Source organism: Actinomyces sp. 2119, from assembly GCF_003591215.1.
GTDB classification, from domain to species: Bacteria; Actinomycetota; Actinomycetes; order Actinomycetales; family Actinomycetaceae; genus Actinomyces; species Actinomyces lilanjuaniae.
Genome location: NZ_QYRR01000006.1, coordinates 253,017 through 278,190, shown reverse-complemented (window position 1 = coordinate 278,190; position 25,174 = coordinate 253,017). Strand labels below are relative to the sequence as shown.

The window sequence follows — 25,174 nt, the reverse complement described above, 5'->3', positions numbered from 1 at the left end:
GTGACCTTCACCGGTCCTGTAATCGGCTGGGGAGCCCTGACCCCGGTCCTCATCGTCCTTGGCGGCGGGGTCCTGGGGGTCCTGGTGGAGGCGTTCGTGCCACGCCGCGCCCGCCTGGCCACCCAGACCCTGCTCAGCGTGGCGGCTGTCCTGGCCTCCGGGGCTGCTTTGACCCTGCGCTTCGAGCAGATGAACCTCCAAGGTCCCTCCCGCACCGCGGCCGGGCTCCTTGAGGACCCCTTTGCCCTGTCCAGTCAGGCGGTTCTGCTGGTCATCGGGTTCCTGTCCGTCCTGGTCATGGCTGACCGCACCGAGGTCGGTGACGGTGCCTTCGCCGCCCAGGCAGCGGATCGTCCCGGTAGCGCCGAGGAGTCAGAGTCCCTGCACGCGGGCTGGACCACGACCGAGGTCTTTCCGCTGGCCCTGCTCTCGCTGGGCGGGATGATGCTCTTCGGGGCCAGCAGCGACCTCATCACCCTGTTCGTCGTCCTGGAGATGGTCTCCCTGCCGCTGTACATCATGGCGGCCACGGCCCGGCACCGCCGTCTGCTGAGCCAGGAGGCGGCGCTGAAGTACTTCGTCCTGGGCGCCTTCGCCTCTGCCTTCCTGCTGCTGGGGGCCGCCTTTCTCTACGGGCTATCCGGCGCCGTGGACTACGAGACGATCGCCCTAGCCGCCCAGGGCGAGGCGGGTGCACAGGAGGGGTGGCTGCTCCTGGCCGGACTGGTTCTGGTCTGTGTGGGCCTGCTGTTCAAGATCGCGGCTGTGCCCTTTCACGCCTGGAGCCCCGACGTCTACCAGGGTGCACCGACACCGGTTACCGGATTTATGGCCGCCGGGGTCAAGGCGGCGGCCTTCTTCGCGCTGCTGCGCTTCTTCTACATGGTGGTGGGTCCGCTGAGCGCACAGCTGGCCCCCTTCCTGTGGACGGTTGCAGTAGCCACGATGGTCCTAGGGACCGTGGTCGGTGTCGTCCAGAAGGACGTCAAGCGCATGCTCGCCTACTCGGCCGTCGCCCACGCCGGGTTCATGCTGATCGCTGTCATTACCGACAATCCTCTGGTTGTCGCGCCGCTGACCTTCTACGCCCTGACCTACGGGGTGTCCACCGTGGGTATCTTTGGCCTCATCTCCCTGGTGCGCACACGTCATGACGGTGCGGTGGGTGCCGAGGCCAGCGACCTGGACTCTTTCAGGGGACTCGCCCGGCGCAGCCCGTGGGCTGCCGGGGCGATGACGGTCTTCCTCCTGTCCTTCGCCGGAATTCCTCTCACCGCCGGGTTCATGGCCAAGTTCTACCTCTTCGCCGCAGGTGTCCTGGGCGGGGGCACCTGGCTGGTCGTCGTGGGCGTGGCCTGCTCAGCCGTCTCGGCCTTCTTCTACGCGCGTCTTGTCGTGCTCATGTTCTTCCACGCGCCCCGGGGGGAGGACGGGCAGGACACGGTCGTGGTGGACAGCCAGGGGATGGTGACCACGGCGGTGACCGTGTCCGTGGTGGTCACGGTGCTGCTGGGCGTGTTCCCGCAGGCAGCGTTCGGACTCTTCGCCTAGGCGGCTATGCTCCTGCTGTGATCGGATCGATGCCCCTGAGCGCCCCCCAGCTGGAGGGACGTATCACCCCGGCCCTGGAGGCTGTCGAGAACCGCCTCCTAGAGGTAGTCACCAGTGCAGACGAGACGATCAACCCGCCTACCTCCCACCTGGCGGAGGCGGGGGGCAAACGTCTGCGGCCGGTACTGACCCTCCTCACCGCACAGCTGGGGGATCCTGGGCTGGCGGCGGGTGACGAGGTCCGCGACGCAGGCGTCGCCGTGGAGCTGACCCATATCGCTACCCTCTACCACGACGACGTCATGGACGAGGCGCCGCTGCGACGGGGCGCCCCCAGCGCTCAGACGGTGTGGGGCAACTCTGCCGCGATCCTGACCGGGGACGTGCTGGTGGCGCGTGCCTCCCAGCTTGTGGCCGGCCTGGGACCGCGGGCGGTGCTCGCCCACGCCAAGACCTTTGAGCGCCTGTGCATGGGACAGCTCCATGAGACCCTGCCCCGCCCCGCCGGCACCGACCCGGTGGAGCACTACGTCCAGGTCCTGGCCGACAAGACCGGCTCCCTCATCGCTGTCTCCGCCCGCTACGGTGCCATGCTCACCCGCGCCGGCAGGCGCACCGAGCACGTGGTGGAGGCCTTCGGTGAGAAGATCGGGGTGGCCTTCCAGCTGGCTGACGACGTCATTGACATCATCAGCGACTCGGAGACGACCGGCAAGACCCCGGGAACGGACCTGCGCGAGGGCGTGGACACGATGCCCGTGCTGCTCCTGCGCCAGGCGCTGGCCGCAGGCGAGCTCGATGCCGCCGGGCAGTCGATCCTGTCCACCCTGTCCACCGCCGACCTGGGTGACGACACGGTGCTGGCCGACGTCGTCATGCGTCTGCGCAGCCACCCGGTCCTTGAGCGCACACGGAGCATGGCGATGGAGTGGGCCAGGGACGCCGTGGAGGTCCTGGGCGGGCTGCACGACGCCGTCCTGGAGGGCACCAGGCAGCGACTGGCTGCCGGCCAGGTCACCGACCCCCGCGCCGTGGAGGCTGCCGTGGCTGACGCCCAGGAGCGGGTCCGCCATGTGCGCGACAGCATGGAGCAGTTTGCCCGGCTCCTGGTGGACCGAGCCGCCTAGCATCCTCACCGGTATCGTCAGCGGCGACTATCGGCGGCGACTATCGGCAGCGACCGTCGACAGCACTGCCGGTCCCGCCGCCTGCTCTCTCCCTGGTGGACCCGGCCTCCGGAGGCGGCTCGACTGCCTATGCGCCTGTGGCACTGGCCGTGTCGGGCTGCAGGCCGTGTGACGGGGACCTGTCCGGGTAAGGCTGTCCTGAGCTCGGGTCAGTCCCTACACTAGGGAGGCCTCCGAGCCGTCTCGCGGTACCGCCCTCGTGACACGTTCGACGTGTTTGTGCAGCCCCTGACCTGGCGCAAGGACAGGAAAGACAGGTCTGTGCCCCGGGTACCTGCCCCAGGACGGTGAGGACCCTGGCCCCGTCCCACCTGACAGGAAACCGACATTGACGACACCGACGACACCGACTCCACGCCCATTCTCCGTTGCCGTTATCGGCGCAGGCCCCGCCGGGATCTACGCCTCAGACATTCTTGTCAAGTCTGGGCTGGACGTGTCCATCGACCTGTTCGAGCGTCTCCCCGCGCCCTACGGCCTCGTGCGCTACGGGGTCGCCCCGGACCACCCCCGGATCAAACAGATCATCGTGGCGCTCTACAAGATTCTTCAACGCGGCGACATCCGCCTGATCGGCAACGTGGAGGTCGGCAGGGACGTCTCCGTGGCTGAGCTGCACGAGCACTACGACGCCCTGATCTTCGCCACCGGGGCCGACACTGACGCCCCTCTGGACATTCCGGGCGTGGAGGCTCCTGAGTGCTACGGGGGCGCGGACTTCGTCTCCTGGTACGACGGGCACCCGGACCACCCCCGGACCTGGGACCTCAGTGCCACGGAGGTTGCGGTCATTGGGGTGGGTAACGTCGCCCTGGACATCTCCCGGGTGCTGGCCAAGCACCCGGCAGACCTCATGACCACCGAGATCCCGGAGAACGTGGCTGAGGTCCTCCGGGAGGCGCCGACCACGGACGTCCATGTCTTTGGGCGCCGTGGCCCGGCCCAGGTCAAGTTCACCCCCCTGGAGCTGCGGGAGCTGGGGAAGCAGCCCGGCGTCGATGTCCTCGTCGACGAGGAGGACTTCGAGTACGACGAGGGCTCCCAGGCTGCCCTGGCCGCCTCCAACCAGCAGCGCCAGGTGGTCAAGGCGCTGGAGGGCTACGCGATGCAGGAGCCGGAGGACCTCACTGCCCCCCACCGGATCCACATCCACCTCTTCCAGGCTCCCACTGAGGTTCTTACCGACGAGGCCGGGCACGTGACCGGTCTGCGTACCGAGCGCACTCGCCTGACCGGGGACGGCAGCGTCGTGGGAACCGGCGAGTTCCGGGACTGGCCGGTCCAGGCGGTCTACCGGGCCGTGGGCTACGCGGGCTCCCCGGTGGAGGGACTGCCCTTCGACCGCGAGCGCCACGTGCTGCCCAACGAGGGTGGACGGGTCATCGCAGAGGACGGCCAGCCGCTCGCCGGTGTCTACGCCACCGGGTGGATCCGTCGCGGGCCGGTGGGTCTTATTGGCTCCACCAAGTCTGACGCCCAGGAGACTGTCGCCAACCTGGTGGCCGATGCCCGGGCCGGGCTTCTCCACGCGACCGCGCAGGAGGACTCCCAGGTCGGCCACGACGCCCTGGTCGCCCTCTTGGAGGAGCGCGGCGTGCCCTATACCACGTGGGAGGGGTGGGAACTGCTGGACGCCTATGAGCGCGAGCTTGGCAGTGCCTGGGGTGAGGTCGAGGGCGGCCGGGGCCCGCGCGAGCGCGTCAAGGTGGTCTCTCGAGAGGCTATGACCGCGGTCTCGCGCTCCACGGAGGCCCCTGACGACCTGATCGGCCAGCCGGAGGCTGACCGTGTACCTCACCGCGTCGCCCACCGTCTCCAGGACAACGTAGAATCGGCTACCTGACCGCGCACCGGCCGCCTGGCGGCCGGTGCGCGGTCAGGACGCGTCATCCAGCCGCGCTGGCCGCAGGGGCCGGGTGTCGGCTGCCCCCCGCTGACGGAAGGCAGGCCCATGCGAGTCGGTATCCCCACTGAGGTCAAGGACAACGAGTTTCGCGTCGCGATCACTCCGGCCGGTGTCCACGCGCTGGTCCAGCGCGGGCACGAGGTCCGTGTCCAGACGGGTGCGGGCCTGGGATCGGCGATCGCGGACCAGGACTACGCTGCGGCAGGGGCGGTCCTGGTAGAGGGGGCTGCGCGGGTGTGGGCGGAGTCGGACCTGGTCCTCAAGGTCAAGGAGCCGGTGGCGTGCGAGTACGAGCACATGCGTCCCGGGCAGGTGCTCTTCACCTACCTTCACCTGGCCGCTGACCGACGGCTGACCGAGGAGCTCCTGTCTCGCGAGATCACCTCCGTCGCCTACGAGACGGTCGAGACTGACGACGGCTCCCTGCCGCTCCTGGCCCCCATGTCCGAGATCGCCGGGCGCCTGGCTGCCCAGGTCGGTGCGGACCAGCTGCTGCGGCCCAGCGGGGGCTCCGGGGTGCTCCTGGGCGGTGCCTCGGGGGTGCGTCGGGGACGGGTAGCGGTCCTGGGAGGTGGGACCGCAGGCCTGTGCGCGGCCCAGGTCAGCCACGGCATGGGTGCCGACGTCACCGTCTTCGACATCAGCCCGACCAGGATGCGCTACATCGAGGAGGTCTCCGGCAGACAGATCCGTACCCGCTTCTCCACGGAGCTGGACGTGGCCCAGGCCTGTGCCGAGTCAGACCTCGTCATCGGCGCCGCCCTGGTGCCCGGGGGGCGGGCACCCCACCTGGTAACCCGTGAGATGGTGGCTGCCATGCGCCCGGGCAGTGTCCTGGTGGACGTCGCCATTGACCAGGGAGGCTGCTTTGAGGACTCCCGCCCGACCACGCACGCCGCGCCCACCTTTGAGGTGGAGCAGGTCACCTTCTACTGCGTGACCAACATGCCCGGGGCCGTCCCCCATACCTCTACCTACGCGCTGACCAACGCCACCCTGCCCTACGTCACCGTCCTGGCGGACCGGGGCTGGCGGGAGGCCTGTACAGCCCGGCCGGACCTGGCCCGGGGCCTGACCACCTACGGGGGCGTCCTCTACACCCGTGGCGTGGGCGAGGCGCTGGGGATGGCCACCGGCTCCGTGGCCGACCTGCTCGAGGGTACAGAGGTATCCTGACGGCTTTCTGCCCGCGCACCAGGATCCCCTCAGGGCGCCAGGTCGCATCTGAAGACTCAGGAGACCTTGATGACCACACCGATCGGCTCCCTTGCCCCCACACACTGGTACAACCTCGCGGCGGACTTCCCTGAGCCCGTGCCACCTCCCCTGCACCCGGGGACGCGTGAGCCGCTGCGACCGGAGGACCTTGAGCACCTGTTTCCTCGCGAACTCATCAACCAGGAGCTTTCCACCGAGCGCTTCATCGAGATTCCCCAGGCAGTGCGTGAGGTCTACGCCAAGTGGCGTCCCTCCCCGCTTATCCGCGCCGACCGCCTGGAACGGGCACTGGGTACCCGGGGCAGGATCTTCTACAAGTATGAGGGGGTCAGCCCGGCTGGCTCGCACAAGCCCAACACCGCCGTCGCCCAGGCCTGGTACAACGCCCAGGAGGGAACTACCCGGCTGACCACGGAGACCGGGGCCGGGCAGTGGGGCGCCTCCCTGGCCCTGGCCTGCTCCCTGTTCGGGATGAGCTGTGAGGTGTGGCAGGTACGCTCCTCCTACGAGTCCAAGCCCTACCGGCGCTACCAGATGGAGGTCTACGGCTCGACCTGCCACTCCTCACCGTCTGACCTGACCCGGGCGGGCCGGGACGTCCTGGCCCGGGACCCGCAGACCACTGGAAGCCTGGGCATGGCCATCAGCGAGGCGGTCGAGGTGGCTGCGGCCAGCGATGACGTCCACTACGCCCTGGGGTCGGTACTCAACCACGTCATGCTGCACCAGACGGTGATCGGGCTGGAGGCTGTGGCCCAGTTGCGCCAGGCCGGGGTGGACCAGCCCGACGTCGTTTTCGGCTGCGCTGGTGGTGGCTCCAACCTGGCGGGCCTGTCCTTCCCCTTTATCGGGCGCAACCTCACCGAGGGCACCAGCAGCCGTGTCGTCGCCTGCGAGCCCGCGGCGTGTCCCACGATCACCCAGGGGGAGTACCGCTACGACGTCGGAGACGTCGCTGGCACGACCCCGATGATGAAGATGTACACCCTTGGGGCGGACTTCGTGCCGCCTGCCATCCACGCCGGGGGCCTGCGCTACCACGGCATGGCCCCCATGGTCTCCCACGCGGTCCACCTGGGCCTCATGGACGGTGTCGCTGTCTCCCAGGAGGACGCCTTCGCCGCAGGCCTGCTCTTTGCCCGCAGCGAGGGAATCGTCCCGGCCCCAGAGTCCACCCACGCCGTAGCAGCCGCTGTGGAGTACGCCCGCGAGGCGAGGCAGGGCGAGGTTATTCTCATCGGCCTGTCCGGAAACGGGGTCCTTGACCTGCCCGCCTACGAGGCCTATCTCTGACCGGCCTGCTCCTGACCGGCGTATTCCTGGCCGCTGTCCCTCGGCAGGAGCCTGTCGAGGACTCCCACCTGGACCCGCTGCTTTAACCTGTTCCTGGAGGCGTGGCAGGTGGTGCCTAGGAGCCTGCCGGAGGTTCGGACATTGCTGGCTCACAGGGAGGGGTCAGGATATACGTACAGGCTTTTGATAGCCTTCAACCATGAACGGGACGAGCCATTACAACGGCCTCAAGACCGCCATCCTCCTGGGTGGCATGTGGGGTCTGCTCATTCTGATCGGGTACGTCCTGGCCCAGGGCACAGGGTCGTCGGTCTGGCTGTTCGTCATGCCGCTTATCGGCGTGGCCCAGACGGTCTACGCCTACTGGAACTCCGACAAGATCGCGGTGCGCTCCATGGGGGCGATTGAGGTCTCCGAGGCCCAGTACCCGCAGATGTACGCCATCGTGCGTGAGCTGTCCACCTCGGCCGGGCAGCCGATGCCCAGGCTCTACGTGGCGCCCACGGTGAGCCCCAACGCCTTTGCCACCGGACGCGACCCCCAGCACGCCGCTGTGTGCTGTACCCAGGGCATCCTTCAGCTTCTTAACGACCGCGAGCTGCGTGGGGTGCTGGGGCATGAGCTGTCCCACGTGTACAACCGGGACATCCTTACCGGCTCGGTGGCGGCGGGGATCGCGGGAGTTATCTCCTCGGTCTCCACCATGGCGCTGTGGTTCGGGGGAGGCCGCGACCGCCGTGACGGCGGCAACGTTGTCGTCGTCATGCTGCTGGCCCTCCTCGCGCCGATGGCCGCCGCCCTCACGCAGTTTGCCATCTCGCGCACGCGCGAGTTCGACGCCGACCACGACGGTGCCGTCCTCACGCACGATCCGTTGGCGCTGGCTAGTGCCCTGCGAAAGCTGGAGACCGGCGTCAACGCCGCCCCGCTGGCCCCCAGCCCCAAGGTCGAGCCGGTCTCGGCCATGATGATTGCCAACCCTTTTGGCTCGCGCGTGCGCAACCTCTTTGCCACCCACCCGCCCATGGACCAGCGCATCGCTCGACTGGAGAGGATGGCCGGGTACTGACAGCGTACTGACAGCAAGGCGGCGGAGGCCTCCCCGCGTGCCTGCCTGGCATAAACGGCGGGGCCGTGGTGGGCCTGTGGTAGGACAGGGTGGGTGGATGGTGCCCGGACGCTGCCAGCCCTGACAGGCTCTGCTGACTTTTCTGCTGACTTCGCCTCACGTCTTGAGCGCGAGGCCAGGGCGGGGCGAGTCTCAGGCGTGGAGCCCGCAGCCGTGTCGGTCACCCGGCTGGGGGCTGGCGAGAGCTTCACCGCCTGGCTGCTACGGGCAGAGGAGGCTGCGCAGGGAGCGCGCCAACCGCCACGCGTGGTGCGAGTGGTGCGTCGTCCCGCCGAGGAGCGGCCCCGCTCCCTGAGAGGGGAGTACGAGGCGCTGTCACGTGTGCCACCGGACCTGGGGTCGCACGGTGTGGCCCTGGAGGAGGACAGTGACAACGCCCTGGGTGCCCCCTATGTGGTGACCACCTACGTGCCGGGGCGGGTCGTACCTGGGCAGGAGTGGACACCCCGTCTGGCCTGTGCCCTGGCAGAGCAGGTGGCCCGTCTGCACCACCTGCTGGGAGGGGCGCAGACGGCCGGGGAGGGGACGGCTGGATCTCGGCTCCAGCCCGGTCAGGCTCGTCACCCCGGTGCCCTGCGAGAGGCCGAGGCGGTCCTGGGGTGGTGGAGGTCCCACCACCCCGACGTGCTGAAGGAGCCGCGGGTGTCGCGTCTGCTTGCCCCGTGGTGGCGGGCGCTGGTCACCCTCGACCCGGTGACGGTGGGGGTGCCCCTGCACCCGCTCATCCACGGGGACCTGGTGGTCACCAACGTGGTCGTGGGCACCGGTGGTATCCCCCGGCTTATTGACTGGGAGTGGGCAGGGCCAGGGGACCCAGCCAAGGACCTGGCCCTCATCGGAGGAGAGGTGACGGGCGGGCCCTGGTACGCCCACCTGTCCCGGAAGGCAGTCACGGACATGGTCTCCTGCTACGTGGCGGCTCGCAGCCGACTGGCTCGGTCGCAGGCCGCGGACAAGGGCAGGAACCTGGTCAGGGACTGTGAGGGCGCCGGGGGCAGTGGCGAGAAGCATGACGAGCAAGTGCGCCGCCTGCTGGCTCGGCGTGACGCCTGGGAGCTGGTGGACCGGCTGTCCAACCTGCTGTACTGCCTGAGCCGCAGAGGGCAGGAGGACTACCTCCGGTGGGCCGGGCAGCTGGCAGAGAGCCTGGGGGCTCGCCTGACGGCACCGCCGGACGAGCCCCCAGGCTGAGGGTCTGGACTGGCTACATGCTGCACCGAGGTGTACCGGGTCCTCACAGAACGACGAGCACGTCAGTCATCTGTAAGGACCCGGTACACCTGTGAGGATTCATCCGTTATGAGAGGACGGGGCAGTAGCACCGGGGACGCCCAGGCGCCGCTGCAGCCAGACGAGCTAGTCCTGCGGCTCACCCAGGCAGAAGACGAAGTCGTAGTCGGTCTGGGAGATGCCGAACATGGTGTAGTGGTTGAACGACCACGCGAAGGAGCTCCCCGACTCGACTCCCGCCTCAGCGCATGGGTGCTCGGTGGTGATGCCTGCGGTCGCCAGGGAGAACTGGTCGATGTGGTGGAGGACAGCCTGCACCGGGTAGGCGCCTGGAACGCAGTCGCTCTTGGTAGCGTCAGGGGACTCTGCCTCAATGTCGTCAATGGTGAGGCAGCCCCCCTCCTCCACGGTGCTCAGCGCCTGCTCGGGGTCGTTGTCCTTGGGGATGAGGCAGAGCTTTTCGAACACGGCCTCCGTCCCCGGGGCGTCGACGCAGTCGGTCATGCCCTCTGACCAGAGGTTGGCTACCACCCGGTACACAGCGTCCTCGGAGTCGCAGTCAACCACGACGGGCTTCTCGTTTGAGGGGGAGTCGATGCACTGGTCGGCCTGCGCCTCCGTAGCAGGCACGGAGGGGGTACGGGTAGCCAGGTAGATGCCGCCTGCGGCGACTGCCCCCAGGACTAGCACGGCTACCAGAGTGACAGGTATCCACAGCCTGCGGCGCCTCCTGGGCGAAGCGGCTGCCGGAGAGGGCTGGCTGGCGGTGTAGGGAGGAAGGCCGCTCGGGCTGGGAGAGCCCGGGGGAGTGGGGTGAGTCATGGTGGATCTACCTGCTGATGCTGAGTAGGGACGAAGGGGGTCGGCCTGACGCCGAGAACCGGTTAGAGGTTATCTCTAAGGATCATCCTCTGCTTAGTGGTTTCGACGTGTGGTTGTGAGGTGCCCCCCACTGTCAGCGGTAGTTGACAAACTGCAGGGCGGCGTCCACGTCGAGCTCCTTGAGCAGGGTGATCACTGCCTGGAGGCTGTCGCGCGACTTGGAGGAGACCCGGACCTCGTCGCCCTGGATGGTGGCCTTGACCCCCTTGGGGCCCTGGTCGCGCACGGCCTTGGTGACCTGCTTGGCCACGTCCTGGCTCAGCCCCTCCCGCAGCGGGCAGACCAGCCGGTAGAGCCTGCCCTGGGGGCGGGGCTCGCGGTCCCCCAGATCGAGGGCCTTCAGCGAGACCCCGCGGCGGAAGAGCCGGGACTCCAGGACGTCCAGGATGGCCAGGACGCGCTCGGGGCTGGTGGCCTCCAGGGTGATGACGTCTCCGTCCAGGGAGACAGAAGCGTCCACGCCACGGAAGTCGTAGCGCTGGGAGATCTCCTTGGCGCACTGGTTGACGGCGTTGTCCACCTCCTGGCGGTCAAGGCGGGAGACGACGTCGAAGGAGGACTCGGATGCCATGGTGTGAGTGCCTTTCTGCGGGGACGGTGCGGAGCCTGTGCTGTGGCGGTTGCGGGCCTCTCCCGGGAGGTGGTGCCGTGGGGCGGCCCGGGCTGGTCGGGCCATCGTGCCATGGATCTGGCGGGTGTGAGAAGGGTCCCACAGCGCTGATTGGCGCCGCGTCTGCCGACCTTGTTATCCTTCCACAGCACCACGTGACCTGCTTCAGGGGAGCGTGGGTGACGGCGGGTTGCCCGAGCGGCCAATGGGAGCTGACTGTAAATCAGCCGCGGAATGCTACGGGGGTTCGAATCCCTCACCCGCCACTGTGGCCACCTCGGTGGTCATGAGCCACCCGGGTGAGGTGGTGCAGCAGTGAGCGAAGCCACGGGGAGCTGGATTGCGCGAGCGTTTCTGGTCTGCCTACGATTCGGCTCGTTGCCCCGATAGCTCAGTAGGCAGAGCGTCTCCATGGTAAGGAGAAGGTCAAGGGTTCGATTCCCTTTCGGGGCTCTGGCGCGGCGGGGCGGAGGGCTCCCGTCCGTGTCCGATTGGCGAGGTAGCTCAGCTGGTTAGAGCGCACGACTCATAATCGTGAGGTCGAGGGTTCGAGTCCCTCCCCCGCTACGTCAGCTTCGAGCGCGTCAGCAGCTGCTCGAGGATCTATGCAGAGGAGACAGCCGTGGCCAGCAAGTCCACCGACGTTCGCCCCAAGATCACTCTGGCCTGCTCGGAGTGCAAGGAGCGCAACTACATTACGAAGAAGAACCGCCGCAACACGCCAGACCGCCTTACCCTGTCCAAGTTCTGCTCCCGGTGTGGACGGCACACGCAGCACCGGGAGACCCGCTGAGCGCGTTCTTGTACCGTCCTTCGCCCCCTGCCGGGGCGGCGGGTAAGTGGGACCGGTCCCCCCAGCCCCAGGCTGGGGGGCCGTTCTTATTTCTGCGAGTTTTTGTCTCCCTTTCCCCCTGTGCTCGGGTGCACGTCCGCGTGGCTGGAAGAACACATTCACGCAGGTAGCAGGTGCTATAAAGGTAGGAATGGATGCTCGGCTCCGGGCGCGCTCCGGCAGGGGCTGCAGCGGGAGCTGAGCGGGAGAGGAGCGGGTACGTTGGTCGCGACCCAGACAGTGACCACGCAGACAGAGTCCCCTGCGCCCCCTGAGTCCTCTGACCAGGAGGTACATGAGCCAGAGGAGTCCTGTGGCCAGCAGCCCCCGTCTTCCTGGGGCCAGGGCGAGCATCGCTACCGTCGGCTGGACGGGGTGGAGATGGGGGCGTGGCGCTCCTTCCTAGCCGCCTCGACCTTGGTGATCGCCCGACTCAACCACGACCTTGAGGCCGAGTGCGGCATCTCCATGCACGAGTACGAGATCCTCGTGCGCCTGTCCGAGGCCCCTCACCGCTCGATGCGCATGTCGGCCCTGGCCGACGACGTCAGTCACTCCCGCTCGCGTCTGACGCACACTGTGAGGCGGATGGAGAAGGAGGGCTATGTGGTGCGCGTCGCCTGTCCCTCGGACAGGCGCGGCGTCAACTGCGAGCTGACAGAGGCCGGGTTGGCCTTCCTGCGCGAGGTGGCCCCGGTCCACCTCGACGGGGTTCGCCGTCACCTCTTGGACCGCCTCAGCCGGGACCAGCTGACGTTGATGGCTGAGTTGATGGGCGCCGTTGCCGACGTCTCCTGAGGTGCCCGCCCGCTCTTCCCGGGGCCCGAGCGCAGGGCACCGGGGAAGGGGTGACGTCTTGTCGCAGTGACGAGCTGCGCGCGCCACGGGTGCCGTGCTGCTACGGGGACTGCGCTGTCGGGTTGTCGTGTGTGCCTTGTGAGGCGCGCGGTGGCGGCAGGAGGGAGGCGAGCTGGTCCCACACGGCGGCCAGGGCAGGCAGCACAGGCATGTCACCCCAGGTCCGTGCCGGGCGCGGCACCTTCCAGGTGGTGCGGTCCTCCCGGGGCTCCAGACGGCTCCACGCCAGGGCGACGGACTCCGCGTCCGCCGGGGTCAGGTGGTCCCAGGCCCGGTCTGAGGGCGCCTGGGCCACAAAGGTGGTATAGGACCAGTCAGGGTGCCGCTGGGTCTGTGACCCGCCGAGAACCAGGAGCTGCGCAGGCAGCCCGGTCTCTTCCTGGCACTCCCGCAGTGCCGCCTGCGCGGGTGACTCGCCGTCAGCGACGGCACCGCCAGGCAGTCCCCAGGCACTGCCGTGGTGGGTCCATGGTGCCCGCAGCTGGAGCAGGACCTCCAGTCCCTGGGTGCCGGAGGTAGCGGCGCCCAGGCGCCAGACCAGCAGGCCCGCAGCGCCATTGACGCCCCAGTGGCGCTGTCCGCACCGGCACTGGACCCACCCGTCGCCGGGGTGGCGCGCACCGGAGGCACTCATCCCTGTGCTGCCTGCCGCTCCCATAGGTCCGTCCAGGTCACCCCTAGCCCGGCCAGGAGCCGACGCAGCAGCGGCAGTGAGATGCCCACGACGGCGTGCGGGTCGCCCTCGACGCTGTCGATGAACGCACCGCCCAGGCCGTCAATAGTGAACGCCCCGGCGCAGTCCAGCGGCTCGCCGGAGGCCACGTAGGCGTCGATCTCCTGGTCCGTGGGGCAGCCGAAGCGTACAAGGGCCGAGCCCACCGCGCCGGCCGTGGCGCCGTCGCAGGTGCGTACCAGGAAGTGGCCGGTGTGGATAACCCCGCTACGGCCCCGCATGGAGCGCCAGCGGTCCCTGGCCACGTGCGCGTCGGCTGGCTTGCCGACGACGGCCCCGTCGATCTCCAGCATGGAGTCGCAGCCCACGACGACCTGGGCCTCCTGCGGCAGCGTGCGCGCGGCCACCTCGATCGCCTTGGCCTGGGCCAGGGCCTGGACCTGGGCAGCGGGGGAAGGGTGTGCCCGGCCCTGGGAGGTGGTTCGCAGCTCCTCCAGCACCGTGTCCTCGTCCACGTGGGAGACTCGCACCAGGGGGTCGACCCCTGCGGCGCGCAGGGTGCTCAGGCGGCCGACGGACCGGGAGGCCAGGAGGATCACGCTGTCCACTCTAGCGGCCCGCTGCCGCTGGCGGCCACGTCCCCGGCGGGACTTTCTCGGTGGGACTTTCCCGGTGGGGAGGTAGGCGCTTAAGGTTGTGCCGTGGACCATGACCGCTCGGGCAGCAGAGGCTTTCGTCGGGTCGTGACGGTGCCGGAGACCGCTTCCACCCAGGACGACCTGCGTGATGCGCTCGTTCGCGGCGAGGAGGGGTGGCCGCACCTGTCTGCGCTGCGGGCGCTCCGGCAGACCGCAGGCAGGGGGCGCCAGGGGCGCTCCTGGCAGACGCCGGCTGAGGGGGCGCTGACAGTCTCGGTGGTCCTCAGGCCCCTGGTGGGAGCGGACCGGCTGGACTGGCTGCCGCTCGTGGCGGGACTGGCCGTGCGTGAGAGCCTGCTGCCGCTGACGGAGGGCGTGCCGTGGAGGCTGGGCCTGAAGTGGCCCAATGACGTCGTTGCCGTTCCCGAGGGCGCTGACGTCCCTGACGTGCCCGGGTGGGCGGGCACGCGCAAGGTCGCCGGGGTCCTGGCGGAGCTGGTGGTCCCCGGCGTCGGCCCGGCCTCCTCCGCTGAGGGAGCGGCTGCCGGGCGCGACGGCTCGCAGGGCGCTGCCGCGGACGAGGCCGCGGCCTGCCGGGTGCAGGCGCCTGGTGTCGTCCTGGGGATCGGGGTCAACGTCGGCCAGGACAGTGAAGGCCTGCCGGTGCCCTGGGCGACCTCTCTGCGCCTACTGGGCTCCTCGGCACGACCTGAGGACGTGATGGCGCTGCTGGGTCGCACCCTGGCGGCCCGTGTGGGGCAGTGGGAGGATGCGGGAGGGGACCCCGACGCCGGTGACGGCCACCTGGGACGGGAGCTGCGGGCGGTCTGCACGACCCTGGGTCAGCAGGTCAGTGTCCGGTCTCCTGCGGGGGTGGTACGTGGTACCGCCAGGGACGTCACTCCTGAGCTGGTGGTGGACACCCCCGACGGGCCGCAGTGTCTTCGCGCTGGTGAGGTCTCAGTACGGCGCCAGGACCTCTCGGAAACCACGTTGTGACCGCCACGGGCGAAATTCTGGATAACGTACTGTGAGGCTGTGGCGATGACAAGCATCGCCGTGTGACCCGCGCTACTCTGTCGTGGTGAGACGGGACGGACAGAGCCCCCGGGGCCGACAGCCGCAACTTTCCAGGGCTGAGGACTGGGCCACCCTTGCGGGCCACGAGAGGCTGCTGCTGGGTGAGCGCCCCAGCCTGACGCTCGCGCAAGTCGCCGAGCAGGCGGGCGCCAGCCTCGAGACAGCCCAGCGCTTCTGGCGGGCCATGGGGTTCGCCGACGTCGCCCCCGACGAGGTCTGCTTTACCCGCCATGACGTCGACGCCCTGCGTGACACGCTTGCCCTCATCAACGAGGAGGGCTCCTTCCGGATGCGGCTGCCCAGCGCCCTGGAGCTGCTGCGCGCGCAGTCCTACACGATGGACAGGCTGGTCCTGTGGGAGCTGGAGACTCTCGTGGCTGACATCGGCGACCGGCTGAGGCTGGACGACACCTCGGCGCGGCTGGTTGCGCTGGACCGTGTCGGGGAGATGATCGAGATCCTCTCCCGCCAGCTGACCTACGCCTGGCGGCGCCACCTGGCCTCCCTCATCGGCCGCACCGATGCGGAGGTCGCTACCCGCGGCCAGGAGGAGGCGGGTCCTGATCTCTACCCTCTGACCCGTTCCCTGGGGTTTGTCGACATCGTGTCCTTCACCCAGCGGGCCCAGCGGATGGGTAAGCAGGACCTCACCCTCATGCTGGAGGACTTTGAGAACACGGCGCGCGATGTCGTCACCTCCCGTGGGGCCAGGGTGGTCAAGACTATCGGGGATGCTGTGATGTATATCTCAGACGACTTGCCTACTGCGGCGGACGTGGTCACGTCCCTGGTCGAGGAGCTCCAGAGCGGTCCCGAGGCGATCCGTGTACGCGCCTCCCTGGTCCAGGGACGCGTGGTCTCACGCTCCGGGGACGTCTTCGGCCCTACCGTCAACCTGGCCTCCCGGCTGGTGGACGCTGCGGAGCCGGGGGGGATACGCATGGACGAGGCCACAGCCATGGCCATTCTTCACGGCCCGGTGGCCTCCCGCTACCGGGTGGGGCAGTGCCACGAGGTTGTTGCCAAGGGCCTGGGACAGATCATTCCCTGGTCCCTGGAGCGGGTCTGAGCGCGAGGCCGCGTCTGCCCGGCCCGGGGGCCTGACCCGCGCGTGTACTGATGCCGGGCGTCCTGTGGGCTCCTGGCACATTCTGCGCGGGCAATCCGGTTCCCACTGCCGTGAGGCGACCCACGTGTGTCTTTATCCGTCTCCAGGATGATGACGTCACGCCCCGTTGTCGCTTACGATCACTAGCGTGACCACAGTTCTGCTTGTCGAAGACGACCCCGCTATCTCCGAGCCGCTCGCCCGGGCCTTCGGTCGGGAGGGCTACGCCGTTCTCACTCACGGCACCGGCAAGGGTGCCCTGGAGGAGGTTGCCAGCGCTGACATCATCGTGCTTGACCTCGGTCTGCCTGACGTCGACGGCCTGGACGTCGCCCGGCAGGTGCGCGCCCAGGGACTCACCATTCCTATCCTGATGCTGACAGCGCGCAGCGAGGACACGGATCTCGTGGTTGGGCTCGACGCTGGTGCCGACGACTACGTCACCAAGCCCTTCCGCCTCGCCGAGCTCCTGGCCCGAGTGCGTGCCCAGGTGCGCCGCGCCTCCGGGGAGGCCACGGAGGACGAGCTGACCATCGGGGACATCCGGGTGGATGTTGCCGCCCACAGGGCCTTTGTTGCCTCTCGCGAGCTGCAGCTGACCACGCGTGAGTTCGAGCTGCTACGGGTGCTCGTGCGTGGCGGCGGTGCGGTCGTCCATGCTGAGGACGTCCTCAAGGAGGTCTGGGGGGAGGACCCCACGGGGACTCCCCAGACGCTCCAGATGCACGTCGCCTGGCTGCGGCGCAAGCTGGGTGACGACGAGGACGCCCCGCGTCGGCTGCTCGCCCAGGGCGAGGGATACTGCCTGGCCGAGGGGTGAGCAGTGTCCCGGCCACGTGCTGGCGGGTGGTGAGGCCGTCCGGGGCGGGCAACCCGCCCTGCGGGCGTCCTGCTGGGGCGGGCAGGGTTCGCGGATAATCGCCTTGGGAGGGCTGCCGAGCCACAGAGGAGGGGACGCGCATGCGCCGTCGAGCAATGGCGATGACTATGAGGACGGTCCTGGTGGCGGTGATCCTCCTGGGGGTGCCTCTGGGGGGTGCCTGGGTCATTATCGCCCTGCGGACCACGGCTGGCGGCAGCGCTCGGATCCAGGTGGTGGCTACGGTCCTGCTCACCCTGGTCGCCCTGAGCTCGGTGGCCGTAGCGGCGGCCTCCGTCGTGGCCTCCAAGGCGGCCCGGCGTATCTCAGCGCCGTTGATCTACCTGGCGGCCGAGGCGGAGCAGCTGGGCAGCGGCCAGGTCCGGCCCCGGCTGCGTTCCTCCGGGATCGAGGAGATCGACCTGGTCCAGGCTGAGCTGGTGCGCTCCGCCGAGCGTGTCGCGGGGCGCCTGGCCGCCGAGCGGCAGTTTGCCTCCGACGCCTCCCACCAGCTGCGCACCCCGTTGACCAGCCTGTCGCTGAGGCTGGAGGAGATCGAGCTTCTTGCCTCGGAGGAGGAGGTACGCAAGGAGGCCCGGGCCTGCCTGGAGCAGGTGGAGCGTCTGACGGGAGTGGTGGAGGACCTCTTGCAGGTCTCCCGCCGTACCGGGGGCGGGACCACGGAGGCCCTCCATCTCAGCGAGGTCTTTGCCCAGCAGGAGGAGGAGTGGGGTCCCGCCTTTGAGGCGGCGGGACGCAGCCTCACCTTCGTTGACGAGGTCCGCCAGCCTGTCCTGGCGACCCCCGGCTCCCTGGCCCAGGTGCTGGCCACCATCATTGAGAACTCCTTGCGCTACGGGGCCGGGACGACTGAGGTCAGCGTGCGCAGCGCTAACGGCGGGCACGGCGTCTTTATCGACGTGGCCGACCAGGGTGAGGGCGTGGCGGAGGACATCGCCCAGCACGTCTTTGAGAGGAACGTCTCCGGCCACGGCTCCACCGGGGTGGGGCTGGCTCTGGCCAAAGACCTTGTGGAGGCCGACGGTGGCCGTATCGAGCTCTCCCGGCGGTGCCCAGCCGTCTTCTCCGTCCTCCTCAACGCCGTGCCCAAGTCGCTGGACCCCAACAACGTGCTGCCGCAGGGCGCGCTGGTCTCAGTGGGACGTCGACGTCGGTTCTGAGCGTCGTCGTCGCGGGCCCGGTGAGTCCGCCGTCGGCTCCGCGTCGGTGCCGGGCTCCTCATGAGCACGGTTTTCCGACGGCTACCTCACCGGTGCCCCCCGGTGCCGAGGTTATGGCGAGGCAGCAGGCTCTATGAGGTGCCCTGTGAGAGGTGGTCTGCGCCGCTGGGTTGCTGGCTGGCAGCGGTGCCGGCCGATACCGGTGTAGCGTCGGATGGTCTGGTGCTGGCGGGCGTGGCGTCGGCTGAGGTCGGCGGGCCGGGGCGCTGCGGCGTCCCGGTGAAGACGACGTAGTGGTAGAACAGGAACCGGAAGGCTGTGCTCAGGACGAAACCGACGACGTAGGCGGCGATGTTGTCCGCCAGCGCGGAGGTCAGGCCCAGGAGGTGGTGCGTCGCCAGGAGGCAGGACTGGGTGATGACCAGGCCCCCGAGGTTGGCGCTGGCGAAGAGGAGCGCCTCGCGTGCCAGGTTGTCCTGAGTGCGGCCACGGTAGGTCCACATCCGGTTCGCTACCCAGGAGTACGCGGTCGCGGTTGCGGCCGCAACCGCGTTGGCGGTGTTGGGGTGGCCGGCCAGGACCGCGACGGGGCCGCGCTGGAGCAGGTTGAACAGGCTGATGTCGATAAGGAAGGCCGACGCGCCCACCAGACCGAACTGGACAAGCTCGCGCACCCACGCCACCACCCGGTCCCTGGCTGAGGTAGGGGGAGGTGCTGCGGACATGGAGGGCATCCTAGGGAAGATTTGGTGGACCGTGCGCCACCTGCTCGTGGGTGCCGTGTTGTCGGAAGGCACAGCGGCACGTGGCACAGGTGGGTTCACCGGGGCGGTGAGGCTGCTCTAGGGGACCCACTGGATCTCCACGCTGCCCAGGGCCCAGACCCAGGACACCCAGAACAACTGGCCGACAAGGCCAGCCAGCAGGAGTGCCGCACGCGCGCGCGTGGTCCGTGCTCGTCGTGCCAGGCTCCAGGCCACGGGAGCCAGAGGTAGGAGGATTCGTAGTACCGAGGACGTCGGGTCGAAGAAGGCCAGCAGGTAGAGGATGTAGCCCAGGCACCAGAACCAGGCCGCAGCCCCGAGGCGGCGCAGCGCAGGTGCGGTCAGGAGAAGGACCGCGCCTGCCAGGACCAGGAGGAGAAGCAGCCAGGACAGGTGGTGACCCACCCACCACCCTGAGCGTGTCAGCCAGGGTGTGAAGGGGACGAGGTCTCCGCCGCGCCAGGCCGTCTCCGTGGCTGTGTAGGCGTCCGCCCGCCCGGTTGAGGCCCAGGCCAGGGCGGGCCAGGCCAGGGAGGCGGCGCAGGACAGCAGGCTCAGGGCCAGCAGGCTGTGCCGTGACGGTGACTCGTCGGAAGGTCCCCCAACCGGCAGGCTCAGGCTCCGTCGCGGGATCCATCCGTGAGAGCACGCCTCCTGCCACGCCCACCACAGGCCGAGGGCTGCTCCTAGGGGGACACCCACGGGACGGGAGAAGGCGGCCAGGACGGTGAACGGTGCCGCTGCCAGCGGCCGCCCACGGTCTGTCAGGCCTAGTGCCAGGGAGACCGTCAGCAAGGTCAGTGCCTCTGCGTAGGGGACCTGGAGGACGGGCGCGCAGGGGGAGCCCCACAGCAGCGCCACCGCCCACAACGAGGCCCGGCTGCCCGTGCGGGGTGACAGCCACCAGTCCATGGCCAGGGCTGCTGCCGCAGAGGCGACGACGGAGATGAGCGCGGCACAGGTGTAGAAGGACCAGCCCGTCACCCAGGTCAGCCCGTGGGCCAGCGTGGGCAGTAGCGGCATGAAGGCCCAGGTGTTCTGTGTCACGTCTCCCTGGGCATCCACAGGGAGGCGACGCGGGTAGCCCTCTCGGGCGATCCTCTCGTACCAGCCCGCGTCCCAGAAGGACATGTGCTCCTGCCACCCGGGAGCAGCCCCGGCCCAGGCAGTTGCGGGCGTGTCCTGTGCGGACAGCCTCAGGACGAGGAAGGTCAGGGTGGAGCAGGCCGCCCACACCGCCAGGACCTGAGCGGGCCTGGGTAGGCCCACCAGGTGGCCCGCGAGCCTGCTGGCTGCCGAGGGCGCCTGGGAAGCGGCGGGACCGGACGGGACGGCGTCGGCAGGGTCCTCATCCGTGTGGGAGCGGGTAGGTGACGTCACCAGGCACACCCTACGGGTAGCCTGTGGGGCGTGACCACACCTGTCGTAGCTGTTGTCGGGGGCGGGCAGCTGGCCCGCATGATGCAGGAGGAGGCCAGTGCCCTCGGTATCCACCTGCGAGTACTGGTCGAGTCCGGTGAGGGCTCTGCGGGTCAGGTTACCGTGGACGCCCCGGTTGGTGCGGCCGATGACGCGACCGCGCTGCGCAGGCTCGTCTCAGGTCGCCACGGCGAGGAGGCCGAGGGCGCCCGTGGCTTCTGCGCGGGACAGGCCGCCGATGTCCTCACCTTTGAGCACGAGCACCAGGACACCTCCCTCCTGACGTCTCTGCAGTCCGAGGGGCTCAGTGTCCAGCCCTCGCCCCAGGCGCTCCTGCTAGCCCAGGACAAACGTGTGATGCGTCAGGCCGTGGCCAGGGCGGGGCTGCCGCAGCCAGCCTGGGCCGAGGTCGGGGCCATGGCTGGTGGGACGGTACGCCGTGCGGGGACGTCGGCGGCTGAGGCGGTGCCTGAGTCGACGGCTGGGGTGACAGCGGACACGATGGCTGCTGACGTACGTGCCTTCGCCGAGGTCCACGGGTGGCCGGTGGTGCTCAAGACTCCTCGTGGCGGCTACGACGGCCACGGTGTGCTGCTGGTCCACGACGCCGCAGCCCTGGATGAGGGGCCTGCCCGTGACTGGCTGACAGCCGTGGCCGCGGCAGCCGCTGGCGACACCGGGTCCTCGACCGGAGGCGGGGGCAGCCTGGGAGGAGGCGCGGTCACCAGCCTCCTGGTGGAGCAGGCAGTCCCGTTCTCCCGGGAGCTGGCCGTGCTGGTCGCTCGCAGCCCCCGAGGGCAGGTGGAGGCCTGGCCAGCGGTTCAGACCGTCCAGGCCTCAGGTATGTGTGTGGAGGCCGTGGCTCCCGCTCCTGGACTGGACCCCGTTGCTGCCGAGGAGGCGCAACGCATCGCGCGTACGGTGGCGGAGGAGTTCCAGGTTACCGGGGTGCTTGCTGTAGAGATGTTCTGCGTGGAGGAGCCGGACGGGCCTGCCCGTCTCTACGTCAACGAGCTGGCCACACGGCCTCACAACTCCGGACACTGGACGCAGGACGGTGCCGTGACCAGCCAGTTTGCCCAGCACCTGCGTGCCGTGCTCGGCCTTCCCCTCGGGTCTGCCGCGCTCACGGCTGCGGCTACTGTCATGGTCAACCTCCTCGGGGGACCTCAGCCTCCGGGAGAGGACGCCCTGGCCCGGGCGCTGGCCCTGGAGCCTCGTGCCCGCATCCACCTCTACGGAAAGAGCTGGCGACCGGGTCGTAAGCTCGGGCACGTCAACCTCACGGTGGCCCCGACCGAGACTCCGCAGGACGCCTTGGAGCGGGCTCGTGAGGTCGTCGCCGTCCTGCGTGGCGAGGGCTGAGCCTCTCCTGGACGGCTCCCAGGGAAGTGCAGCGAGGGCTGACCGGGGCTGCTACCGGGTGCTGCGACCCGATGCGGCTTGTAGTGTGGGGCCTGGAGTGTGAGGAGGGAAGGCTGATGACAGGCACGACAGCACAGGCTGCGCAGGCGCAGCGCACGGGTGGGTCGCAGGACGGCCCGGCGGGTGGCTCGCAGAGGGACGCGCCAGGGACGTCGGCCGGGGGGCAGGCGTCAGCGGCTGGTCCGGCCGCTGGGGCGCCACTGGTTGGTGTCGTCATGGGCTCGGACTCCGACTGGCCGGTCATGAGCGCTGCCGCAGAGGCTCTTGACGAGTTGGGTGTCCCCTACGAGGCCGACGTCGTCTCCGCCCACCGGATGCCCGTCGATATGCTCGGCTACGGTCAGGACGCCGCAGGACGCGGGCTGAGGGTCATCATTGCCGGGGCCGGGGGAGCAGCTCATCTTCCAGGAATGCTGGCGGCCGTCACCGAGCTGCCGGTCATCGGCGTGCCGGTTCCGCTCCGGCACCTGGACGGCCTGGACTCACTGCTGTCGATCGTCCAGATGCCCGCTGGTGTGCCGGTGGCCACCGTGTCGGTGGGTGGAGCCCGCAACGCCGGGCTGCTTGCGGCCCGGATCCTGGGAGCCGGCGAGGGGCCGCAGGCCCTGCGCCTGCGCGCGGCGACGCGGGACTACCAGGAGCGCATGAGGCGCGAGGCCCGGGCCAAGGGCGCCTCCCTGCGGGAGCCCAGCCCGTCCCGCTGACGGGGGTTTACCGTTTTCCGGGGATCGCTGTGTAACATGCTGGTATGAGCATTCTTGTTGCCGGTGGTGCCGGGTACATCGGTGCCCATGTCGTCCGACTTCTTCTTGAGCGTGGTGAGGACGTCGTCGTCGTGGACGACCTCTCCTACGGGGCGGCGTCTCGGGTGGAGGGGGCGTCTCTGGTCACTCTGGACGTCGCCGACGGTGAGGCTGAGGATGCGCTGACTGACCTCATGGCCTCCCGGGCAGTGACCGCCGTCGTCCACTTTGCCGCTCGCAAGCAGGTTGGGGAGTCGGTACAGCGCCCTGCCTGGTACTACCAGCAGAACGTCGGTGGCCTGGCCAACATGCTGGTCGCTATGGAGCGCTCGGGCGTGAGGCAGATGATCTTCTCCTCCTCGGCGGCGGTCTACGGGATGCCTCCGGTGGAGGTCGTGCTCGAGGAGACCGAGTGCCGTCCCATCAACCCTTACGGTGAGACCAAGCTTATCGGGGAGTGGATGCTGGCTGACGCCCAGCGGGCCTGGGGGCTGCGCTGGGTAGGCCTGCGCTACTTCAACGTGGCTGGTGCGGGATGGGAGGACCTGGGGGACATGGCAACTCTCAACCTTATTCCCATGGTGCTGGAGCGGCTCGCCAAGGGGGAGGCCCCTAAGATCTTCGGCACCGACTACCCCACCCCTGACGGCACGTGCATCCGCGACTACATCCACGTGCAGGACCTTGCTGTCGCCCACGTCGCCGCGCTGGACACTATGGTCACTGGCAAGGAGATGACCGAGCACGTCTTTAACGTCGGGACGGGCCAGGGGTCCTCCGTGCGTGAGGTGGTGAGTCGGGTCATTGCTGCCACGGGCCTGAATATCGTTCCCGAGGAGCTGGAACGCCGAGCAGGCGACCCGCCCCAGCTCATCGGCAACCCTGAGCGCATCAGGGCGATGCTTGGCTGGCGGGCTGAGCACGACCTTGACGACATCGTCGCCTCGGCCTTCGCTGCCTGGCAGGCGGACCCGGACCGCCCCCACTTCTCCTGACCTTCTGGGCCTGACCCGACCCGCCTGCTGGCTCTCTTCCTGGGCGCGCGCCGCTAGGTAAGGCCGTCTACGTCGGCCCGGAGCGACAGCTCCGGGCCGACGGTCGTGTTGTCACGACTGGTTAAAACTGTGTGGGGTCAACTCGCCGTCACGCAGGGCTGTGAAGAACTCCGGCGCCGTCGTGTCCTGGAGAAGCACGGACTCACCGATGCCGCCAGGGGCGTAGGCCAGGTCTGCGATCGGCGGGGCACCTGTCATCTCCTCACCTGAGGCAGAGCGGAAGGCGAGGACCATCTGCCCCAGGTCGACCACCCCGGCCTCCTCCTCCACCGTGAGGACCTGTGTCCCGGAGTCCACCAGTGCGTCCTGTCGTGAGAAGCTCACCAGGGTCGAGGCAGAGGCCGCCTTGCTCACCACTGCCGAGATAACCGCACGCTGACGCAGGCCGCGCCCGATGTCCCCGGTGGGGTCGGACTTGCGCATCCGGGCGTAGGCCAGGGCCTTGGCCCCGTCCACCTCCTGGCAGGTCCCCTGTGAGGTGTCCCAGACCAGGCCGGAGTCAGCGTCGTCGACGTCGTAGTCCATGCACACCTCGACCCCGCCGACCGCGTCCACCATCTGGGAGACGCCTCCCATCCCGACCTCGACGTAGTGGTCCACGGTTAGCCCGGACAGAGACTCGACGGTCTCCACCAGCAGCTGAGGCCCACCGAAGGCGTAGGCGGTGTTGATCTTGTTCCCGCCGTAGCCGGGGATCTCGGTGTAGGTGTCGCGGGGGAGCGTGGTCAGGCTGGCCTGCCCGTTGTCCGCCCTGTGGAGCAGCATGATCGAGTCGGCCCGTGCTCCCTCGGTGCCGTCCTGGACCGCGCCGTCAGCCCGGGAGTCCGAGCCGACGACGAGCCAGGTCTCGCCGGGGGTGTCACCAGCACCTGAGAGCGCCTCCACTCTCTGCAGGCCGGAGGAGACCCCGTGCCACAGCCAAGCCGCTCGGGCACCCGCCAGGACGAGGAGAAGAGCGAGGACGGCCGCGACCCAGCGCAGGGGATGGTGACGTCTCCCCCTGGTGGTGTCTCCTTCCTGTGGCGGGCCAGCCTCGTAGGGTGCGTCACCTGCGATGTCAGTGCGCATGCTGGCTGGCATCACCCGGGTGCCCGGGTCGCTGGACGCGGCGCTGGTGGCAGCAGGGCGGCGCCCAGGTGCTATGCCGGGGCGGGTCGATTGGCTGGGGGCGTCACTGCTCAGCGGGACAGCCCTGGAGCCAGCGCGGGCTCTGCTGCGGCTTGTAGCAGAGCCCGCGCTGGCTCCAGGGGCCGGGTGCGGGCGACGAGGCTGACGCCCCAGGGCGCTGCCTGCTTCGGGCTCCCTGGAGCCAGGGGGCTGGACGGCGGGGGACTGTGCCTGTGCTGCTGCGCGGCTGCTTCCTGCCTCCTGCCCGTGAGGACGTCTGGAGCGGGCTGAGGAGGCGCCGGGCTGGGGCTGCGAGGAGGCGCCGCCGCCACGGGTACTTGCAGGCCGCACCTGCCTACGGGGCTGACTGGGCTGCCCGGAGCCGGGAGCGATGGACGGAGGCAGGGAGTCGTCGCTGGAAGTCAC

23 protein-coding genes and 3 tRNA genes are annotated in these 25,174 nt (G+C 69.2%); 19 read left to right on the top strand and 7 right to left on the bottom strand.

Going from position 1 to position 25,174, the window contains the following annotated elements; translation table 11 throughout:
• From nuoN to D4740_RS09240, 7 genes are all read left to right on the top strand, one after another.
• Window positions 1–1,551, top strand: coding sequence for an NADH-quinone oxidoreductase subunit NuoN (nuoN, locus tag D4740_RS09270; RefSeq protein ID WP_119836641.1), 1,551 nt, complete (start codon window positions 1–3; stop codon window positions 1,549–1,551).
• Window positions 1,552–1,568: 17 nt separating this feature from the next.
• The gene (locus D4740_RS09265; RefSeq protein WP_119836640.1) at window positions 1,569–2,678 is read left to right on the top strand and encodes a polyprenyl synthetase family protein; all 1,110 of its coding nucleotides are present in this window, start codon (window positions 1,569–1,571) and stop codon (window positions 2,676–2,678) included.
• 388 nt (window positions 2,679–3,066) lie between these two features.
• Complete coding sequence (locus D4740_RS09260; RefSeq protein WP_119836639.1) at window positions 3,067–4,581, top strand: FAD-dependent oxidoreductase; 1,515 nt, start codon at window positions 3,067–3,069, stop codon at window positions 4,579–4,581.
• 108 nt (window positions 4,582–4,689) lie between these two features.
• Window positions 4,690–5,820 (top strand): alanine dehydrogenase, encoded by a 1,131-nt coding sequence (gene ald, locus D4740_RS09255; protein ID WP_119836638.1) that lies wholly within the window; start codon window positions 4,690–4,692, stop codon window positions 5,818–5,820.
• A gap of 69 nt (window positions 5,821–5,889) precedes the next feature.
• The gene (locus D4740_RS09250) at window positions 5,890–7,155 is read left to right on the top strand and encodes a TrpB-like pyridoxal phosphate-dependent enzyme (RefSeq protein WP_119836637.1); all 1,266 of its coding nucleotides are present in this window, start codon (window positions 5,890–5,892) and stop codon (window positions 7,153–7,155) included.
• A gap of 199 nt (window positions 7,156–7,354) precedes the next feature.
• Window positions 7,355–8,224: a zinc metalloprotease HtpX gene (gene htpX, locus D4740_RS09245; RefSeq protein WP_119836636.1), complete on the top strand. Its 870-nt coding sequence runs from the start codon at window positions 7,355–7,357 to the stop codon at window positions 8,222–8,224.
• Between the two features lie 93 nt (window positions 8,225–8,317).
• Window positions 8,318–9,475 carry an aminoglycoside phosphotransferase family protein gene (locus D4740_RS09240; protein ID WP_259390766.1) on the top strand — a complete coding sequence of 386 codons (1,158 nt, stop codon included), beginning with the start codon at window positions 8,318–8,320 and terminating at the stop codon, window positions 9,473–9,475.
• 165 nt (window positions 9,476–9,640) lie between these two features.
• Here D4740_RS09240 and D4740_RS09235 read toward each other — a convergent pair whose 3' ends face one another.
• Window positions 9,641–10,336, bottom strand: a complete 696-nt coding sequence (locus D4740_RS09235; RefSeq protein WP_147392892.1) for a hypothetical protein — start codon at window positions 10,334–10,336, stop codon at window positions 9,641–9,643.
• Window positions 10,337–10,469: 133 nt separating this feature from the next.
• The gene (locus tag D4740_RS09230) at window positions 10,470–10,967 is read right to left on the bottom strand and encodes a YajQ family cyclic di-GMP-binding protein (RefSeq protein ID WP_119836634.1); all 498 of its coding nucleotides are present in this window, start codon (window positions 10,965–10,967) and stop codon (window positions 10,470–10,472) included.
• 223 nt (window positions 10,968–11,190) lie between these two features.
• Between D4740_RS09230 and D4740_RS09225 the strand changes: the two genes are divergently transcribed.
• The 5 genes from D4740_RS09225 (at window position 11,191) to D4740_RS09205 (ending at window position 12,636) form a co-directional block, all read left to right on the top strand.
• Window positions 11,191–11,272 (top strand) — tRNA-Tyr (locus D4740_RS09225).
• Between the two features lie 114 nt (window positions 11,273–11,386).
• Window positions 11,387–11,459, top strand: a tRNA-Thr gene (locus tag D4740_RS09220).
• A gap of 40 nt (window positions 11,460–11,499) precedes the next feature.
• Window positions 11,500–11,573 (top strand) — tRNA-Met (locus D4740_RS09215).
• Window positions 11,574–11,628: 55 nt separating this feature from the next.
• Window positions 11,629–11,799, top strand: coding sequence for a 50S ribosomal protein L33 (gene rpmG, locus D4740_RS09210; protein ID WP_119836633.1), 171 nt, complete (start codon window positions 11,629–11,631; stop codon window positions 11,797–11,799).
• A 261-nt stretch (window positions 11,800–12,060) separates the two neighbouring features.
• Window positions 12,061–12,636, top strand: coding sequence for a MarR family winged helix-turn-helix transcriptional regulator (locus D4740_RS09205; protein ID WP_243106713.1), 576 nt, complete (start codon window positions 12,061–12,063; stop codon window positions 12,634–12,636).
• A gap of 100 nt (window positions 12,637–12,736) precedes the next feature.
• Here D4740_RS09205 and D4740_RS09200 read toward each other — a convergent pair whose 3' ends face one another.
• Both D4740_RS09200 and D4740_RS09195 read right to left on the bottom strand, forming a co-directional pair.
• On the bottom strand, window positions 12,737–13,330 hold the full coding sequence (locus tag D4740_RS09200) for an NUDIX domain-containing protein (RefSeq protein WP_119836694.1): 594 nt from the start codon (window positions 13,328–13,330) through the stop codon (window positions 12,737–12,739).
• Entirely contained in the window at window positions 13,327–13,968 is a 642-nt protein-coding gene (locus tag D4740_RS09195; RefSeq protein WP_119836693.1) for a nucleoside triphosphate pyrophosphatase, read from the bottom strand. Before D4740_RS09195 ends, D4740_RS09200 begins: the two co-directional genes overlap by 4 nt.
• Window positions 13,969–14,070: 102 nt before the next feature.
• Here D4740_RS09195 and D4740_RS09190 point away from each other — a divergent pair, with 102 nt between their 5' ends.
• The 4 genes from D4740_RS09190 to D4740_RS09175 all read left to right on the top strand — a co-directional run bounded on the left by D4740_RS09190 (window position 14,071) and on the right by D4740_RS09175 (window position 18,235).
• Window positions 14,071–15,006 (top strand): biotin--[acetyl-CoA-carboxylase] ligase, encoded by a 936-nt coding sequence (locus D4740_RS09190; RefSeq protein WP_119836632.1) that lies wholly within the window; start codon window positions 14,071–14,073, stop codon window positions 15,004–15,006.
• 85 nt (window positions 15,007–15,091) lie between these two features.
• A complete protein-coding gene (locus D4740_RS09185; RefSeq protein WP_396027239.1) occupies window positions 15,092–16,156 on the top strand; it encodes an adenylate/guanylate cyclase domain-containing protein in 1,065 nt (354 codons plus the stop codon).
• Between the two features lie 187 nt (window positions 16,157–16,343).
• Window positions 16,344–17,015 (top strand): response regulator transcription factor, encoded by a 672-nt coding sequence (locus D4740_RS09180; protein WP_119836630.1) that lies wholly within the window; start codon window positions 16,344–16,346, stop codon window positions 17,013–17,015.
• A 140-nt stretch (window positions 17,016–17,155) separates the two neighbouring features.
• Complete coding sequence (locus tag D4740_RS09175) at window positions 17,156–18,235, top strand: sensor histidine kinase KdpD (RefSeq protein ID WP_119836629.1); 1,080 nt, start codon at window positions 17,156–17,158, stop codon at window positions 18,233–18,235.
• A 131-nt stretch (window positions 18,236–18,366) separates the two neighbouring features.
• On the opposite strand, the gene D4740_RS09170 is transcribed toward D4740_RS09175, so the two are convergent.
• Both D4740_RS09170 and D4740_RS09165 read right to left on the bottom strand, forming a co-directional pair.
• Window positions 18,367–18,960 (bottom strand): GtrA family protein, encoded by a 594-nt coding sequence (locus D4740_RS09170; RefSeq protein ID WP_396027238.1) that lies wholly within the window; start codon window positions 18,958–18,960, stop codon window positions 18,367–18,369.
• 117 nt (window positions 18,961–19,077) lie between these two features.
• On the bottom strand, window positions 19,078–20,379 hold the full coding sequence (locus D4740_RS09165) for a hypothetical protein (protein ID WP_396027237.1): 1,302 nt from the start codon (window positions 20,377–20,379) through the stop codon (window positions 19,078–19,080).
• A gap of 30 nt (window positions 20,380–20,409) precedes the next feature.
• On the opposite strand from D4740_RS09165, the gene D4740_RS09160 reads away from it, so the two are divergent.
• The 3 genes from D4740_RS09160 (at window position 20,410) to galE (ending at window position 23,581) form a co-directional block, all read left to right on the top strand.
• Window positions 20,410–21,783: a 5-(carboxyamino)imidazole ribonucleotide synthase gene (locus tag D4740_RS09160; RefSeq protein WP_119836627.1), complete on the top strand. Its 1,374-nt coding sequence runs from the start codon at window positions 20,410–20,412 to the stop codon at window positions 21,781–21,783.
• Between the two features lie 275 nt (window positions 21,784–22,058).
• Window positions 22,059–22,547, top strand: coding sequence for a 5-(carboxyamino)imidazole ribonucleotide mutase (gene purE, locus D4740_RS09155; protein WP_119836691.1), 489 nt, complete (start codon window positions 22,059–22,061; stop codon window positions 22,545–22,547).
• Window positions 22,548–22,591: 44 nt separating this feature from the next.
• A complete protein-coding gene (galE, locus tag D4740_RS09150; RefSeq protein WP_119836626.1) occupies window positions 22,592–23,581 on the top strand; it encodes a UDP-glucose 4-epimerase GalE in 990 nt (329 codons plus the stop codon).
• Between the two features lie 111 nt (window positions 23,582–23,692).
• Here the strand turns inward: galE and D4740_RS09145 are convergent, their stop codons facing one another.
• A complete protein-coding gene (locus tag D4740_RS09145) occupies window positions 23,693–25,174 on the bottom strand; it encodes an LCP family protein (protein ID WP_259390765.1) in 1,482 nt (493 codons plus the stop codon).